15 protein-coding genes are annotated in these 15,970 nt (G+C 72.1%); 5 read left to right on the top strand and 10 right to left on the bottom strand.

Annotated features, from left to right (window positions below):
- The first annotated feature begins 163 nt into the window (after positions 1-163).
- From HFP48_RS17020 to HFP48_RS17030, 3 genes are read left to right on the top strand one after another with little or no spacing between them, the layout of a single operon-like run.
- Positions 164-943, top strand: a complete 780-nt coding sequence (locus HFP48_RS17020; protein WP_230304485.1) for a class I SAM-dependent methyltransferase — start codon at positions 164-166, stop codon at positions 941-943.
- On the top strand, positions 940-2,496 hold the full coding sequence (locus tag HFP48_RS17025) for a glycoside hydrolase family 57 protein (protein ID WP_065922433.1): 1,557 nt from the start codon (positions 940-942) through the stop codon (positions 2,494-2,496). The genes HFP48_RS17020 and HFP48_RS17025 overlap by 4 nt, the downstream gene beginning before the upstream one ends.
- Complete coding sequence (locus HFP48_RS17030; protein ID WP_168579784.1) at positions 2,493-3,737, top strand: glycosyltransferase family 4 protein; 1,245 nt, start codon at positions 2,493-2,495, stop codon at positions 3,735-3,737. Before HFP48_RS17025 ends, HFP48_RS17030 begins: the two co-directional genes overlap by 4 nt.
- 19 nt (positions 3,738-3,756) lie before the next feature.
- Here the strand turns inward: HFP48_RS17030 and HFP48_RS17035 are convergent, their stop codons facing one another.
- Both HFP48_RS17035 and HFP48_RS17040 read right to left on the bottom strand, forming a co-directional pair.
- Positions 3,757-5,247, bottom strand: a complete 1,491-nt coding sequence (locus tag HFP48_RS17035; RefSeq protein ID WP_168579785.1) for an amidase — start codon at positions 5,245-5,247, stop codon at positions 3,757-3,759.
- A 15-nt stretch (positions 5,248-5,262) separates the two neighbouring features.
- Positions 5,263-6,024, bottom strand: coding sequence for an acyltransferase (locus tag HFP48_RS17040; protein ID WP_029544462.1), 762 nt, complete (start codon positions 6,022-6,024; stop codon positions 5,263-5,265).
- Between the two features lie 97 nt (positions 6,025-6,121).
- Between HFP48_RS17040 and HFP48_RS17045 the strand changes: the two genes are divergently transcribed.
- Complete coding sequence (locus HFP48_RS17045) at positions 6,122-7,423, top strand: PQQ-binding-like beta-propeller repeat protein (RefSeq protein WP_050035421.1); 1,302 nt, start codon at positions 6,122-6,124, stop codon at positions 7,421-7,423.
- Between the two features lie 24 nt (positions 7,424-7,447).
- Here HFP48_RS17045 and HFP48_RS17050 read toward each other — a convergent pair whose 3' ends face one another.
- The 7 genes from HFP48_RS17050 to HFP48_RS17080 form a co-directional block, all read right to left on the bottom strand.
- The gene (locus HFP48_RS17050) at positions 7,448-7,828 is read right to left on the bottom strand and encodes a VOC family protein (RefSeq protein ID WP_006933183.1); all 381 of its coding nucleotides are present in this window, start codon (positions 7,826-7,828) and stop codon (positions 7,448-7,450) included.
- A complete protein-coding gene (locus HFP48_RS17055) occupies positions 7,825-8,112 on the bottom strand; it encodes a metalloregulator ArsR/SmtB family transcription factor (RefSeq protein ID WP_006933181.1) in 288 nt (95 codons plus the stop codon). The genes HFP48_RS17050 and HFP48_RS17055 overlap by 4 nt, the downstream gene beginning before the upstream one ends.
- A 75-nt stretch (positions 8,113-8,187) precedes the next feature.
- Entirely contained in the window at positions 8,188-9,345 is a 1,158-nt protein-coding gene (locus HFP48_RS17060; protein WP_161996486.1) for a class I SAM-dependent methyltransferase, read from the bottom strand.
- 1 nt (position 9,346) lies between these two features.
- Positions 9,347-10,324 (bottom strand): class I SAM-dependent methyltransferase, encoded by a 978-nt coding sequence (locus HFP48_RS17065; protein ID WP_029544469.1) that lies wholly within the window; start codon positions 10,322-10,324, stop codon positions 9,347-9,349.
- A 53-nt stretch (positions 10,325-10,377) separates the two neighbouring features.
- Positions 10,378-11,157 carry an enoyl-CoA hydratase-related protein gene (locus HFP48_RS17070; protein WP_006933175.1) on the bottom strand — a complete coding sequence of 260 codons (780 nt, stop codon included), beginning with the start codon at positions 11,155-11,157 and terminating at the stop codon, positions 10,378-10,380.
- A 10-nt stretch (positions 11,158-11,167) separates the two neighbouring features.
- A complete protein-coding gene (locus tag HFP48_RS17075; RefSeq protein ID WP_006933172.1) occupies positions 11,168-12,001 on the bottom strand; it encodes an NUDIX domain-containing protein in 834 nt (277 codons plus the stop codon).
- 152 nt (positions 12,002-12,153) lie between these two features.
- A complete protein-coding gene (locus HFP48_RS17080) occupies positions 12,154-12,987 on the bottom strand; it encodes an ABC transporter ATP-binding protein (RefSeq protein WP_037201771.1) in 834 nt (277 codons plus the stop codon).
- A 96-nt stretch (positions 12,988-13,083) separates the two neighbouring features.
- Here HFP48_RS17080 and glgX point away from each other — a divergent pair, with 96 nt between their 5' ends.
- Positions 13,084-15,198 carry a glycogen debranching protein GlgX gene (glgX, locus tag HFP48_RS17085; RefSeq protein WP_231772701.1) on the top strand — a complete coding sequence of 705 codons (2,115 nt, stop codon included), beginning with the start codon at positions 13,084-13,086 and terminating at the stop codon, positions 15,196-15,198.
- Here the strand turns inward: glgX and HFP48_RS17090 are convergent, their stop codons facing one another.
- Positions 15,199-15,948, bottom strand: a complete 750-nt coding sequence (locus HFP48_RS17090) for a peptidyl-tRNA hydrolase (RefSeq protein WP_168579786.1) — start codon at positions 15,946-15,948, stop codon at positions 15,199-15,201. It abuts the gene before it with no gap.
- Positions 15,949-15,970: the final 22 nt, after the last annotated feature.

Consider the following 15,970-nt stretch of genomic DNA (forward strand, 5'->3'; position numbering starts at 1 on the left):
TCGTGCTTCGCACGGGGGTGTGCGATAGATTACCTCACGCTAAGTTACCCGCTGGTAACTTGGATGGGAACCTCGTTCACCATAACCACACGAAGGGAGCCGCACGGCTGTGATCTGGACCACCGATGACGAGGTCGACAAAGGTGGGGCTAATGTCTGGGCGGTGAGCGAATCCCCCGTCCCCGCCGGCGACGCCCCTCAACTGCCACTCACCGGCGAGCGCACCGTTCCCGGCATCGCGGAGGAGAACTACTGGTTCCGCCGCCACGAGGTGGTCTACCGCGACCTGCTGCCCCGGTGCGCCGGCCGCACCGTGCTCGAGGCGGGCGCCGGCGAGGGCTACGGCGCCGACATGATCGCGGGCGTCGCCACCGCCGTCGTCGGCCTCGACTACGACGAGAGCGCCGTCGCGCACGTGCGCGCCCGCTACCCGCGCGTGGACATGCGGCACGCCAACCTCGCCGACCTGCCCCTCGCCGACGCCTCCGTGGACGTTGTCGTCAACTTCCAGGTCATCGAGCACCTGTGGGACCAGTCCGGGTTCCTGCGCGAATGCCACCGCGTGCTCCGGGACGGCGGCGAACTGCTGATCAGCACCCCCAACCGCATCACGTTCTCCCCCGGCCGCGACACCCCGCTCAACCCGTTCCACACCCGCGAGCTGAACGCCGCCGAACTCACCGAACTGCTCGAGGGAGCCGGCTTCCGCGTCGCCCTGACGACCGGGGTGCACCACGGCCCCGCCCTGCGCGCCCTCGATGCCAAGCACGGCGGCTCCTTCATCGACGCCCAGATCGAGCGCGCTCTCGCCGGCGAGCCCTGGCCCGCCGGCCTGACCGCAGACGTCGCGGCCGTGACGGTCGACGACTTCCTCCTCGCGCCCGAGAACATCGACGCCAGTCTGGATCTCGTCGCGATCGCGGTGAAGGATCCGGCGCGGTGACCACTCCCGCCACCCGGCGGGAACCGGGACTGTTCGCGCTCGTGCTGCACTCGCACCTGCCGTGGCTCGCCCACCACGGTCGCTGGCCGGTCGGCGAGGAATGGCTCTACCAGTCCTGGGCCGCGACGTATCTCCCGGTGACCGACGTCCTGCGCCGGCTTGCCGCCGAGGGCCGCACGCGCCTGGTCACCCTCGGGGTGACGCCCGTGCTGGCCGCTCAGCTCGACGACCCCCACTGCCTGACCGGGATGCACCACTGGCTCGGCAACTGGCAGCTGCGCGCCCACGAGGCCGCGGGCATGCGGGAGCCGGCCTACCGTGCGCTCGGAGCCCGCGAGCACCGGCAGGCCGCCGCAGCCCTCGAACAGTTCGAAACCCGTTGGCGCCACGGCGGATCCCCGGTGTTCCGCGAACTCGTCGACGCCGAGGCGGTCGAACTGCTGGGCGGGCCGCTGGCCCATCCCTTCCAGCCTCTGCTCGATCCCCGCCTGCGGGCGTTCTCCCTCGCCGAGGGGCTGGCCGACGCGCACGCCCGCTGGGCGCACACACCGCAGGGCATCTGGGCGCCCGAGTGCGCGTTCACCCCCGGTATGGAGGCCGGATACGCCGCCGCCGGCGTCGGGCACTTCATGGTCGACGGTCCCGCCCTGCGCGGCGACACCGCGCTCGGCCGGACCGCGTGGGACTCCGACGTCGTCGCCTTCGGCCGGGATCTGCAGGTGTCCTACCGGGTCTGGTCGCCGAAGTCCGGCTACCCGGGCCACCCCGCCTACCGGGACTTCCACACCTACTGCCACGACACCGGGCTCAAGCCCGCCCGCGTGACCGGCCGCACCGTCGCCCCACAGGACAAGGCGCCCTACGACCCCGATCTGGCGTCCGCGGCCGTCGACCGCCACGTGGCCGACTTCGTCGACACGATCCGCCGCCGACTGCGCCGCGAGTCCGACCGCATCGGGCGCGACGCCCTGGTGGTCGCCGCCTTCGACACCGAACTGTTCGGCCACTGGTGGCACGAGGGCCCGCTGTTCCTCGAACGGCTGCTCCGGGCGCTGCCGGAGGCGGGCATCGAGGTGGGCACTCTCGCCGACGCACGCGACCGCGGGTACGTGGGAGCACCCGTCGACCTGCACGACACCTCGTGGGGGTCCGGGAAGGACTGGCGGGTGTGGGCCGGCGAGCAGGTTCGCGACCTCGTACAGCTCGACGAGGAGGTCGTGCGCACCACGCTCGACACCCTGGACAAGGCCCGCGGCGCCGCCGGGGCCGGCCGCCCCGCGCTGCGCAACCGGGTGCACGACCAGATGCTGCGCGAGGCGCTGCTGACGGTGTCGAGCGACTGGGCATTCATGGTCAGCAAGGACACCGCGGCCGGATACGCGCGGGACCGGGCCCACAAGCACGCCCACGCGTTGCGCGAGATCGCCGCGGCGGTCGCCGCAGGCCGCGACGAGACGGCGGCGCGCCTGGCCGCCGGCTGGAACCGGGCCGACAATCTGTTCCCCGGGCTCGACGCCCGCCGCCTGCCCGACCGGATGGGAGCCCCCTCGTGAAGGTGCTGATCGTCTCCTGGGAGTACCCGCCCGTCGTCGTCGGCGGCCTCGGCCGGCACGTGCACCACCTCGCCACCGAGCTCGCCGCCGCCGGCCACGAGGTGGTCGTGCTCTCCCGGCGGCCCACCGGCACGGACGCCACCACCCACCCCACGATCAGCCACATCGCCGAGGGCGTGCTCGTGGTGGCCGTCGCCGAGGACCCACCGCACTTCGACTTCGGCGAGGACATGCTCGCCTGGACGCTCGCGATGGGTCATGCCATGGTGCGGGCGGGGCTGAGCCTGACCAAGGGCGGCATCGGCGACGGCTGGTACCCGGACGTGGTGCACGCGCACGACTGGCTCGTCGCACACCCCGCCGTCGCGCTCGCCGAGTTCTTCGACGTACCGCTGGTGTCCACCCTGCACGCAAGCGAGGCCGGCCGGCACAGCGGCTGGCTGTCGGGCCGCGTGAACCGGCAGGTGCACTCGGTGGAGTGGTGGCTCGCCAACGAATCCGATCGGCTCATCACGTGTTCGGCATCGATGAACGAGGAGGTCGCCGCGCTCTACGGGCCGGACCTGCCGCCGGCGACGGTGATCCGCAACGGAATCGACGTCACCGCGTGGTCCTACCGGGAGCGGGCGCCGCGTTCCGGGCCGCCGCAGCTGCTGTTCGTCGGCCGCCTCGAGTACGAGAAGGGCGTGCAGGACGCGATCGCCGCCCTCCCCCGGATCCGGCGCACGCACCCCGGCACCACCCTCGTCGCCGCCGGGGAGGGCACCCAGTTCGACTGGCTGCGCGAGCAGGCGCGCGTGCACCGCGTCGCGCGGTCGGTGACGTTCGTCGGCAACCTCGACCGCATCGAGCTGCTCGGGTGGCTGCACCGCGCCGATGCGATCGTCCTGCCGAGCCGCTACGAACCGTTCGGGATCATCGCACTCGAGGCCGCGGCCGCCGGGACGCCACTCGTCGCGTCGACGGCCGGCGGCCTCGGGGAGGCCGTCGTCGACGGCTCGACCGGCCTCTCGTTCGCACCCGGCGACGTCGCGGGGCTGGCGTCGGCGGTCCGGCGGACCCTCGACGACCCCGCGGCCGCCCAGCGACGGGCGCGGGCGGCGCGCGAGCGGCTCACGGAGGACTTCGACTGGCGGCTGGTGGCCACCGAGACCGCCCGTGTGTACTCGGAGGCGAAACGTCGTGTGCGCCATCCGCTTCCGCGACCGACGATTCCCCAGCGGCCGTTGCCCGGCCGGTGACCGGCGCTGCCGGCCCGCGTCACCGGGACGGCAGCAGCGGAGGCTCGCGGTGCGCCCAGGGCCGGGCCCGCTCGAGCTGTGCCGCGAGCGACAGCAGCAGTCCCTCCGAGGCCAGCGGCCCGAGAAACTGCACGCCCAACGGCAATCCCGCTGCGGTCCAGTGCAGTGGCACCGAGATCGCCGGGCGCCCGGTGATGTTCGCGAGCTGGGTGTACGGCGTCCGGGCGAGGTTCTCGTCGACGATGCGGTCCATCAGCCCGGCCCACCGCGCCGCGCGGCCCAGCCGCGCCGTCACGATCAGGCGCGCGGCCCCCTGGAGCGCGGGCGGCGTGGCCAGTTCCCCCACGCGCGCCGGCGGATACGCCAGGGTCGGCGTGAGCAGCAGGTCGTACCGCTCGTGGAACGCGCCGAGCTGCTGCGTATACCCGTTCCACCGGCGCAGCGAGGCGAGATAGTCCGAGGGCCGCACGGAGTCGCCGAGCGCGGCGAGGAACCGCGTGTCGGGCTCGAACGCGTCGGGGGCGCACCCGGTGCGCAGGCGCGCCTGCCGGACGTCGGCGGCGAGCCAGGCGAACCACATCGTCAGCCAGTCGGTGGACAGCCGCCGCTCGTCGATCCCCGTCGCCGCGGGTTCGACGGCGTGGCCCAGCTCGGCGAGCAGCGCCGCGGCGTTCTCGACGGCCGTGACGGCCTCCGGGTCGACGCCGGTGCCGATCGGGGAGTCCGTCGCGAACCCGATGCGCAGCGTCCGCGGTGGGGTACTCGCCGCGGACGCATACGACTCCTGCGGTGCCGCCGTGAGATAGGGCCCGTTCGGGTCCGGACCGGCCAGCACGTCGAGCATGGCTGCCGCGTCGCGCACCGTGCGCGTGACGACCCCGTTGCTGACCGCCCCGTGCCGGTCCTCGTCCACCTCGGGTCCGCTCGGCACCAGGCCCCGGCCCGGTTTGAGCCCGACCAGCCCGCAGCAGGCGGCCGGAATGCGGATCGAGCCGCCGCCGTCGTTCGCGCCGGCCGCCGGGACCACGCCGGCGGCGACCGCCGCCGCGGATCCGCCGGAGGACCCGCCCGGCGTGTGCGCGGGATTCCACGGGTTGCGGGTGGGACCGTTCGCCACCGGCTCGGTCACCCCCTTGACCCCGAACTCCGGAGTGTTCGTCTTGCCGAAGAGGACGAGGCCCGCGTCCAGCCAGCGATCGACGACCACCGCGTTGCGCACGGCGGGCAGCTCCGCCAGGGACCTGCTCCCGCTGCCGGTCGGAATCCCCGCGACGTCCTGGAGAAGATCCTTGACCAGGAACGGCACCCCCGCGAACGGACCCTCGAGGCGCTCCGCGGCCCGGCTGCGCGCCTGCTCGTCGAGCCGGCGCACGACGGTGTTCAGTGTGGGCTCCACCGCGTCGAGCCGGGCGAGGGCCGCGTCGAGCAGTTCGCGCGGCGTGACCTCGCGGCGGGTGACGAGTTCGGCGAGCCCCACGGCGTCGTAGCGGCGGTAGTCGGCGTAGTCCATCGCAGGCGCCCCGGATCAGGAACCGGGTTCCGCCGCCGGTTCGCGGCCCGCCTTCTTGCGCGCGATGTCCTCGAGCGCGGCGACGTACGCGGCCCGGTCGGCGGCACCGGACTCCCAGTCCGTGCGGCGGTTCCTGACCACCTTGGCCGGCGATCCGACCGCGATGCTGTAGTCCGGGATGTCGCCCTTGACCACCGCGTGCGCGCCGAGGACGCAGCCGCGGCCGGTGCGGGTGCCGCGCAGCACCGTGACCTTCGTCGCGATCCAGGTGTCGGGTCCGATCCGCACGGGGCTCTTGACGATCCCCTGATCCTTGATCGGGTACGTGATGTCCTCGGTGCGGTGGTCGAAGTCGCAGATGTAGCACCAGTCGGCGACGAGTGTGGAGGCGCCGATCTCGATGTCGAGGTAGGTGTTGACGACGTTGTCCTTGCCGAAGACCACCTTGTCGCCGATGCGCAGCGACCCCTCGTGACAGCGGATGGCATTGCCGTCGCCGATGTGCACCCACCGGCCGATCTCGAGCCGGGACAGCTCGGGGACGGAATGGATCTCGACGTTCTTGCCGAGGAACACCATGCCGCGCAGGATCACGTGCGGGTTGGCGAGCTTGAACTTGGCGAGCCGGTAGTACCGGACCAGGTACCACGGCGTGTACGCCTTGTGCGCCAGCACCCATCGCAGCGAATCGACGGTCAGGAATCGGGCCTGATCGGGATCCCGCCGACGAGAACCCCGCCACCTCGTGCGCAACGGTGCGCCCCACATGCTCGTCATGGTTGCCAGCGTACGGTCCGCCTCGCGCATCGAGTGCGCCACCCGGCCCGATAGTGTGGCCCATCGGGTCATTCGAGCCATGGCGAGGAGATGAGTGATGCGGGCTGCCCTGCGGACGGTGATGCTGACGGCCTCGGCGGCACTGGTGTTGACCGGATGCGGCAGCGACGGCGGCCCGGTCGACGTCCTCGCCGCCGGGGCGTGGCCGGGTCGGTACGCCGACGCCCGCAACAGCAACACCGCGCCCGCCGACGGGCTGCGCGACCTCGCGCCCGCCTGGTCACGTCCGCTCGGCGGCGCCGTCACCGCGCCCGCGAGCGTCGCGGCGAACGGACAGATCTTCGTCACCGCCGCGACCGCCGCCGGCTGCAACCTCGTCTCGTTCCAGATCGACACCGGCCGCAAGCGCTGGTGCACCCGCCTCGCGCCGGGTGTCACCGGGGTGACTCCCACCGCCGACGGCGTGGCCAACATCTACGTCGGCGAGGAGGGGGCGATGGTGTCGTTCAACGAGCACGGCCAGCGGCGCTGGCGGATCCCGGTGAGCGGGACGCCGGGCACCGCACAGTTCACCGGCGACGGAAACCTCGTGTTCGTCACGCATTTCGGTCAGGTCAACGTGCTCGACCCGCAAACGGGCAGGCACGCCGCCCCGATCTTCGACCTCGTGCCCACCCCCGGGGTGGCGGACGGGACGAACGTGCCACGGCTGCCCAACGACCACGGTCTGGCCGCATGTTTCGGCGGATCGGAGGACTGCCCGGTGGCCACCACCCCGGCGGTCGATCTCGGGACCGGCCGGATTCTGGTGACGCTGTGGCGGCCGGGCGCCGATCGCGCCGCCGTCGTGTCGATGCGCTACACCGGCGGCGACGATGCGCGGGTGGTCGAGGAGTGGTCGCAGCCGGAGCTTCCGGGCGGCGCGACGACCAGTCCCGTGCTGTCCGCGGACGGCGCCACGGTGTACGTGCACGACGGCGAGGGAGCCCTGTGGGCCCTCGATGCCGGGACCGGGACGCCGCGGTGGAGCCACGACCTCGGGTACACGGCCTCCACCGGACCGGCGGTGTCCGCCGACGGACTGCTGGTCCTCGCGCCGGGGGGCCGGACCGGCGACCTGGTGGCGCTGCGCGACACCGGTGAGGCGGCCGAACTCGTGTGGCGCCGCGGCGACGTGCGCCAGCTGGGGGTGCCGGCGCTGACCGCCGACGGCATCGGATACACGGTGGCCCGAGCCGACGACGGGTTGGCCGCGCTGGTGTTCGACGCCGCCAGCGGGGAGACGCTCGACGAGGAGACCCTGCCCGACGCGGCCGGATTCTCGGTCGGCACCGCGGTCGGGCCGGCTGGCGAGTTCGTCACGGCGACGCTGCCGGGCGACGTCTACGTGCTCCGCTGACCTTTCGCCGCGGGCGGCGACGGCTCAGCCGGCGATCTGGATGAGATTGCCGCAGGTGTCGTCGAAGACGGCGGTGGTGATGCCGCCCATTTCGAGGGGCTCCTGGGTGAATCGCACCCCGAGGCTGCGCAACCGCTCGTACTCGGCGCGCACGTCGTCGACCGCGAACGAGGTGAACGGGATACCGTCGGCGACGAGGGCCTCCTTGAACGGCCGGACGGCGGGATGGCCGTCGGGCTCGAGGACCAGTTCCGGCCCGTCCGGTTGCTGCGGCGAGACGACGGTGAGCCACCGCGCCTCGCCCAGGGGGACCTCGGTCTTCTTCACGAAACCCAGGACGTCGGTGTAGAAGGCGAGCGCCTTGTCCTGGTCGTCGACCAACACGCTGGTGAGGGTGACCTTCACTGCGACTCCTTTCGATGCGCGACCGTCCATCGGTCGGCGAGGCCCTGCAGTGGCGCAACGTCCACATGATGGAACTTCGATCGCCCCTCGCGGCGGGTCCGGACCAGCCCGGCCTCCTCGAGGATCGCCAGGTGCTGCGAGATCGCCTGCCGGGACGAGCCCAGGCCGTGCCGCGAGATCAGTCGTGTGCACAGCTCGAACAGCGTCTGGCCGTCCCGGTCGACGAGCTCGTCCAGGATGGCCCGCCGGGTCGGATCCGCCAGCGCTTTGAAGACGTCGACCACACCGTCGAGAATACGCAAGTATTTGCTTGCATATCAAGACCCGCACCGGAACGACCCACCCGGCCGGGACAGGGCTCAGCGACTGGGTTCGCAGACGAACGCCGTCGGGGTGCGGCCGATCCGCGTGAGCACGACGCTCAGCGACCGCGATCCGCGCAGCTTCAGCCGCGGCCGGAGCACCGCCGGATCGACGTCGACCCCTCGCACGAGAATCTCCGCCACCCCACAGTCCATCGACGAGAGCGATTGCCGGAGAGTCTTTTCCGTGTACTTCAGTCGATCGAGAACGCGGAATCCCCGCACCCCCGCGGGGAGGGTGTCGCCGGTGAGATACGCGATCCGCGGATCGAGCTGCCACAGGCCGTGGGCGGCCGCGTAGTGCCGCACCAGCCCCGCACGCACGATCGCCCCGTCGGGATCGACGATCCACTCCCCCGGTTCCCGCTCGGGGATCTCGTCCGGCTCCGCGTCGGTGATCTCGAATACGGCGCCGTCCGAACGCAACACACTCGCCCGTCGCCGCACGCCCGGCGTGGCCAGACCCGGGGAGTACAGGCATGCCTCGCGGACGCCGCCGTCGAGCGAGACCACCTCGACCTCCCCCGCCCAGTCCAGCGCATCGAAATCCAGCCCGGGGGCACACTTGACGGCCAGGTCCCGTCCGGCGTAGGCGTCGAGCAGGTCGGGCAACGGCGGCATCAGGGCCGCCGGGTCGTGCGTGCGCCGGCCCTCGGATCGGCGGGCCGGATCGGCGATCACGGTGGTACCGCGGGTGATCGGGCGCAGCGCGTCGGCGCGGGCCAGCGCCGCCCCGGGGACGTTGTGGGCGGCCATCGCGAGGCGAACGGGGTCGAGATCGCTGCCGACCACCGCCTCCGCGACCCCCACCAGGGCCGCCAGCTCGGCGCCGATCGAGCACGTCACGTCGTGGACGCGCCGGCCGGCGAGCCGGCGGGCCCGATGCGCGGCGACGGACGCCGGCGTCGCCTGCTGCAGCGCGTCGTCGGTGAACAGCCAGCCGCCGGCAGCGGGCAGCTTCGCGACCGCCCTGCGGCGCAACAGCACCGTCTCGGTCAGCGGCGCGGTCAGGTCGGCGAAACGCGTACGCGCCCAGCCGATGTCGGCTAGGCGCGTCCGCGCGGACAGCTCCCGGACGGCCACCTCCGCGAGATCGGCCGCGCCCTGCGACGAACGCAGGTACGCGACGTCGGCGAGGGTGAACGCGTAGCCCACACTACTTGCCGGGCTTCACGCCGGTGATCATGACGTTGTAGAAGAAGCTGCGCGGGACCACGTGCCTGAGGACCTTCTCGTCCACCCAGCTGAGCGTGCGCCACCCGCCGAACGCGAAGCGCGCCCAGCCCCAGCCCAGCTTCTCCGCGGGCACCGCGGCCTCGAATGTGCGGACCGGCCAGCCCAGCAGCGCGGCCGCGAACTCCTCGCTGCTCGCCTTCACCTCGACCGCGCCGGCCGAAGCCGCCATCCGCTCCAGGTCCGACGGGTCGAAGGTGTGCAGGTCGACGACCGCCTCGAGCGCCGCGGCACGGGAGGACTCGTCGAGTTCGGCCTGCGGCCGCCGCCAGTCCCGCAGGAACGGCAGCTTCGTGACGTTGGTGGTGGCCTCCCACGTGAGGCGGCCGAGCCAGCGCGCGTAGAAGTTCCCGACCGTGCTGGGCTCGCCGGCGAAGACGAACCGGCCGCCCGGCTTCAGCACCCGCAGCACCTCCCGCAGCGACTGCTCGACGTCGGGGATGTGGTGCAGCACCGCGTGACCGACGACGAGGTCGAAGGTGTCGTCGTCGTACGGGATCGTCTCGGCGTCGGCCACCCGGCCGTCCACGTCGAGGCCGAGGTGCCCGGCGTTGCGCAGCGCCACCTTGACCATCCCGGGCGACAGGTCGGTGACCGAGCCGGTCCTCGCCACTCCGGCCTGCATGAGGTTCAGCAGGAAGAAGCCGGTGCCGCAACCGAGTTCGAGGGCCCGCTCGTACGGCAGGGGCTGGTCACCGGCGGCGGCGTCGAAACGACCCTTCGCGTAGTCGATGCAGCGCTCGTCGTAGGAGATCGACCACTTCTCGTCGTAGGTCTCGGCCTCCCAGTCGTGGTAGAGCACCTGCGCGAGCTTGGTGTCCCGAAGGGCGGCCGCCACCTCCTCGGCAGTGGCGTGCGGGTTCGGCGCGGGGTCGACCCCGTCGGTCCTGCTTGCAGTCATGAAGGGCATCCTACCCATCGGTAAGGAATGAACAAGTTCCAGTTCCGGGGTGCCTACTCCCCGACGAACTCGGCCTTACCCGGGCCGTTGGCGACGAAGGACTCCATGCCGATCGTGCGGTCCTTCGTCGCGAACAGGCCGGCGAAGACGTGCTGCTCGATCTTCAGCCCCGTGTCCAGGTCGGTGTCGAGGCCCTGGTCGATCGCGGCTTTGGCCGCCGCCAGTGCGCGGGTGGCGCCCCGGCTGAACTGCGACGCCCACGCGCGCGCCGCGTTGTACACCTCGTCCGGGGCGACGACCTCGTCGACCAGCCCCATCTGCAGGGCCTCGGCCGCACCGACGAAGCGGCCGGTGAACACCAGATCCTTCGCCCTCGACGGGCCGACGAGGCGGGCGAGGCGCTGCGTTCCGCCGCCGCCCGGGATGATGCCGAGCAGGATCTCCGGCACACCGACCTTCGCGTTGTCGCCGGCGATCCGCCGGTCCGCACCCAGCGCGAGCTCCAGGCCGCCCCCCAGCGCGTAGCCGGTGATCGCGGCCACCGTCGGCTTCGGGATCTCCGCCACCGACCCCAGCGCCGACTGCAGATCCGCGATGATCTCGCTCATCTGCACGTAGCTCAGCTCGGCCATCTCCTTGATGTCCGCGCCGGCCGCGAACACCTTCTCACCGCCGTAGACGATCACCGCCTTGACGTCGGAGTTCACGGTCGCCTCGCGCGCAGCGGCCCGGATCTCCTCCTGCACCTGCCGGTTGAGTGCGTTCATCGGCGGCCGGTCGAGCCGGATGGTGCCGATACCGTCGGAGACCTCGAGTGTCACGAATTCAGCCATGAGGCACAGGCTAGTTGGCATCCCGGGCGGCCCACGGATGCGGCCCCGCCTCGTAGTAGCCGTCCTGCTCGGGGAACTCCACCCGGAGCTGTCCCTCCCAGGTGATCCGGGTCGGCAGGATCGGCGTGATCTGCGGCTCCGCAGCGAGGATCTCCGCGACCGAGCCGAACCGTGACAGGGCCGTCAACTGGCTCCAGGTCGGGGGCAGCAGCACACTGCCGCCCTCCTGCCAGTGCGCGATCGCCTCCTGCGGAGTCTGCCACCGCACCTCGTCGGCCTCGCTCGTCTCGCCGTCGGCGATCTGTCCCTCGGGGGCCGCCGCGACGAAGAACCTCGTGTCGTAGCGACGACCCTCTCCGACCGGCGTGATCCAGTTCGACCACGGCCGCAACAGGTCCGCACGCAGCACCAGCCCCTCACGTTCGAGGAACTCGCCGAAGGTGAGCTCCCGAGCCTCGAGCTGCCTGCGGGCCTCCCCGAACGGTGTCGTGTCCGCCACCACGGTGTCCGGTGTCGCACCGGCGAGCAGCACCCCGCACTCCTCGAACGTCTCGCGCACGGCCGCGAGGACGAGCGCCTGCGCGAGCGTCTCGGAGGTGCCGAACCGCTCCGACCACCAGGGCACGGGCGGTCCCGCCCACGCCACCGTCGCAGCGCTGTCCGACGGGTCGACGCCGCCGCCGGGAAACACCGTCATGCCGCCGGCGAACGCCATGCCGCGCACGCGCTGCAGCAGGAACACCTCGACGCCACGGTCGCCGTCCCGGACGAGGATCACCGTCGAGGCATCCTTGAGCGGCATCGCCGCTGCACCCGCGGGTTCTCCCGAACGTTCGATAGCCATACTCACAAGTTACGGCATGACGTGACACACAACTCACCCACCCGGCTGCTCCGCGCGGCAGTGACCTCGGCCGCGGCTCCGCTACGCGCGGCAGTGACCTCGGCCGCGGCTCCGCTACGCGCGGCGGTGACCTCGGCCGCGGCTCCGCTCCGCTACGCGCGGCGGTGCCTCCCGGGCTGGTACGTGCGGCGCGCGAAGAACCGGCCGTCCGCCTTGTCGAGCGTGATCGCCTGGCTGAACGCATCGCTGAGGTTCTCACCCGTGATCACGTCGTCGAGCAGACCCTGCGCCACCACCTGCCCCTCCTTGAGCAGCATCGCGTGGGTGAAGCCCGGCGGGATCTCCTCCACGTGATGGGTGATCAGCACGATCGCCGGAGCGTCCGGGTCGGCCGCCAGCACGCCGAGCCGCGCCACGAGCTCCTCACGACCACCGAGGTCCAGGCCGGCGGCGGGCTCGTCGAGCAGCAGCAACTCCGGATCCGTCATCAGCGCCCGGGCGATGAGCACGCGCTTGCGCTCACCCTCGGAGAGCGTGCCGTAGGTGCGGTCGGCGAGATGCTCGGCGCCGAGGCTTTCGAGCATCTCCACGGCGCGTGCGCTGTCCACCTCGTCGTACCGCTCGCGCCAGCGCCCCAGCACGCCGTACCCCGCGGAGATCACCAGGTCCACGACCTTCTCGTCGCCCGGCACACGGTTCGCCAGCGCCGACGACGACATCCCGATCCGGGGCCGCAGCTCGGACAGGTCGGTCTTCCCGAACGTCTCCGCCAGCACGTGCGCCGTCCCCGATGTGGGGAATGTCTCCGCTGCGGCCACCCGCAGCAGCGACGTCTTACCCGCCCCGTTCGGACCGAGGATCACCCAACGTTCGTCGAGTTCCACCTTCCAGGACACGGGACCGACGAGGACGTTGCCGCCCCGCCGCACGAGCACGTCGTCGAATTCGATGAGCAGATCGGGATCAGGTTTTGCCACGCCGACCATCTTTGCGTACGCGCACGAGCGGTTCACGGCAGGATCGCTTCCGTGTCGTACCCCTCGCCTCCACCGCACCCCTCCCCCGCACCCGGCGAGCCGCCGGTGGGACCTGCCGTCGCCCGGTCCGACGCCGGTCCCTTCCCGCTGGGCGCCTTCCCCGGCGACGACGGGACGCGGTTCGCCGTGCACGCGCCCCACGGCAGCCGTGTTCAGCTCTGCCTGATCGACGACGCCGGCCGCGAGGAACGCATCGACCTGCCGGACAAGACGTACGGCGTCTGGCACGGCGCGGTGCCGGGGGTCCGCCCGGGCCAGCGCTATGGCTACCGCGTGCACGGCGCGTGGCAGCCCCGGACCGGGCTACGTGCCAATCCGCACAAGCTGCTGCTCGACCCGTGGGGCCGGCAGCTGACCGGTGACATCGGCGACACGGCCCGCTTGCTCGGCTACGAGCGCACCCCGTTCGGCGATGCGTCGACCGTGGACTCCCTCGGCCACACACCGCTGTCGGTGGTGGCCGACAACCCCGGCCGGGCCCGGCACAACCGTCCCGGCACGCCGTGGGAGCAGACGGTGATCTACGAACTGCACGTCGGCTCCTACACCGCCCGCCATCCCGCCGTCCCCGAGCAGTGGCGCGGCACCTATCTGGGCCTGACGGCGCCGGCCGTGCTCGAACACCTGGTCGGCCTGGGGGTCACCGCCGTCGAACTGCTGCCCGTGCACGCCTTCCTCACCGAACCACCCGTACGGGATCGCGGCATGCGCAACCACTGGGGTTACTCCACCGCGTCGTACTTCGCGCCCCACCCGGGCTACGCGGCCACCCCCGGCAACGAGATCGCGGAGTTCCGGACGATGGTCGACACGCTCCACGAGGCGGGCCTCGAGGTGATCCTCGACGTGGTCTACAACCACACCTGCGAATGGTCGGTGGACGGCCCGCACGTGTCCTGGCGCGGCCTCGACGCGCCCGGCTACTACCTCCTCGACGCCACCGGCCACGACATCGACCTGACGGGCTGTGGCAACACCGTCGACGGCAGTTCCCCGGTGGCGGTGCGGATGATCTGCGACAGCCTGCGGTACTGGGCGACGGAGATGGGTGTGGACGGCTTCCGGTTCGACCTGGCCAGCGCGCTCGCCCGGCCGCGAGGCGGCGACTTCGATCCCCGGGCGGCGGTGTTCACCGCCATCACCACCGACCCCGTCCTGACCCGGCTCAAGCTGATCGCCGAGCCCTGGGATGCGACCCTGCCCGGCTACCAGCTCGGCAACATCGGTCCCCAGTGGTCGGAGTGGAACGATCGTTACCGCGACTCGGTGCGGCGCTTCTGGGCGCGCGGTGCGGGAATCCGGGAGGTCGCCTCCCGGCTCGCGGGCTCGGAGGACCTCTACGGCCGGCACACCCACCGGCCGTGGATGTCGATCAACTTCGTCACCGCGCACGACGGTTTCACGATGGCCGACCTCGTCAGCTACCGGCGCAAGCACAACGAGGCCAACGGCGAACAGGGCCGTGACGGTAGCGACAACAACGAATCCGTCGACCACGGCGTCGAAGGACCCACGGACGATCCGCGGATCGTGGCCGCCCGGGCCCGGCACGTGCGTGCGCTGCTCGCCACCCTGCTGCTGTCGACCGGCACCCCGATGCTGCTCGCCGGCGACGAGTTCGGGCACTCCCAGGGCGGCAACAACAATGCCTATTGCGTGCCCGCCGACGTCCCGGTCCGCGACGCCTGGCCACTCGACTGGGAGCACGCGGACCAGGAACTCGTCGAGTTCGTGCGGCAGACGTTGCGTCTGCGCAAAGTGGTGCCGGTGCTGCGTCAGGGCCGCTTCTTCGACGGCAGGGCCCGCCAGGTCGGCTACCCCGACCTGGTGTGGTTCGGCGCGGACGGAAGGGAACTGCAGGAGGCGGACTGGCTCGACGAGAACCGGCGGACGCTGCAGGCGTGGGTGGACGGCTCGCAGCTGGGCACGGTCACCCGCGCGGGCGTTCCGCTGACGGACAGCAGCGGCCTGCTCGTGCTGCACGCAGGCGGCCCCACCACCCTGACCCTCGGCCGGGCCGAGTGGTACCACGGTGCGATGGTGTGCGCCTTCGACTCGAGCTCCCTCGACGGAGAGCCCGCGGATCTCACGCCGCTGCCCGCCGGCTCGACGTTCCCGCTGACCGGGCCGACGCTGCTGGTGTTCCGGATCGCGACGTGATCAGCCCGGGACGGCGACGACCGTCACCGACCCCGGCGTCACCTCGGTGAATCCCGCGTCCCGTACCGCCACGGCGGTGCCGGCGTCGACCCGCTCCGTCAGGTACCGCCACCGGGCGGGGTCGGCGTCGCGCACGGCACACACGAATCCGGAGTCGGCCCATGCGCCGGCGCGCTCGACGTCCAGGGCCCCGGCCAACAGCATCGCGGCGTGGCCGACCTGTGCCGCGGCCTTCCCGACGGTCATGCCGAGCGCGGCGTCGATCCACAGCACCGGAACTCCGGCGGGCGGATCGCCCGGGGTGTCGTGGGGCAGATCGGTGCCGCCGATCTGCAGCCGCGAGATGCGCGGATCGAGAGCGCCGACGGGCCCCGGGACCAGTGCCCGGGCGTGTGCCCCCCGGTGTTCGACGGTGATTCCGTCGACCTCCTGCGCGGCGCGCCACTGGGCACCGCGGGCGCGACGGCTGACCTTGCGGATGCGCGCGTCGGTCCACGCGAGGTAGGGCTCGCGCCACGGGCCGGGTTCACCGGCCGGCCCGGTCCCGACGCGTGGGTCCAGGCACAGCGCGATCGTCGCCATCGCAGCAGCCTCGAGCAGCGCGCTACGGGAGGGCGGATCCTGCTTGGGGATGTGCAGCACGATCGGCATCGCGAGCACCGCCCCGGGGTCCTCCGGGTCCGGTCGATGCCCGTAGCCGCGGGCGAGGACACCGTGGCGCGCCACGAAATCCGCACCGTGGCGAGCCACGAAATCCGCACCGTGGCGAGCC

The organism is Rhodococcus sp. DMU1 (assembly GCF_012272955.1).
Classification (GTDB): domain Bacteria; phylum Actinomycetota; class Actinomycetes; order Mycobacteriales; family Mycobacteriaceae; genus Rhodococcus; species Rhodococcus aetherivorans.